The sequence below is a fragment of the Streptomyces sp. 2A115 genome (assembly GCF_052245575.1).
Lineage (GTDB): Bacteria > Actinomycetota > Actinomycetes > Streptomycetales > Streptomycetaceae > Streptomyces.
Window position 1 is genome coordinate 1 of the sequence record NZ_JBQQCG010000256.1, and the last position, 694, is coordinate 694.

Annotated in this window: 1 protein-coding gene; it reads left to right on the forward strand. The window is 76.9% G+C overall.

All coding sequences use genetic code 11. From position 1 onward, the window contains the following. On the forward strand, positions 1 to 694 hold a 694-nt coding region (locus ACTWQR_RS55905; RefSeq protein WP_443235041.1), incomplete at both ends, for a PfkB family carbohydrate kinase.

Genomic DNA, 694 nt, shown 5'->3' on the forward strand with positions numbered 1-694 from the left:
ACCGTGACCTCGCCGGCCGGGCGGAACGCCTCGCCCCCGACGCGCCCGTACCCGTGGTCGACGCTCCCGAGGAGCGGCTGCGGCCCGGCGGCGCCGCGCTCGCCGCCCAGCTCGCGGCACGCGACGGCCGGGACGTCACCCTGGTCGCCGCCGTGGGAGACGATCCGGCCAGCACGACTCTGCGTGAACTCCTCGACCCCCGGGTGACGTTGGTGCCGCTGCCCCTCGACGGCACCCTGTCGGAGAAGACCCGCGTACTCGCCCGGAACCAGCCACTGGTCCGCCTGGACCGCGGAGACGGACGGGCCCGCGCCGGCACCGACGCCGCTGCCCGGGCGATCCGCTCGGCCGGTGCGCTGCTCGTCTCCGACTACGGCCGGGGAAGCGTCGACACCGTACGCGATCTCGTCGCCGAGCAGGCCTGGCACGCGCCCCTCGTCTGGGACCCCCACCCACGCGGTGGCCCACCCGTGCCCGGCACCCGGCTCGCCACGCCCTCGGCGGCCGAGGCCCGCCACTTCTGCGCGGCTCTGGAAGCGCCGCCCGGCAACTCGGCCCCGGGTCTGTCGGGGGCCGCCCGCACGGTCGCAACGCTCGTGCGGCGATGGGGAGTTACCGCCGTGGCCGTCACCCTGGGCGACCAGGGCGCACTGCTCTCCTCCGGAGGGCACCAGCAAGGGGTGCGCTCCGGAGG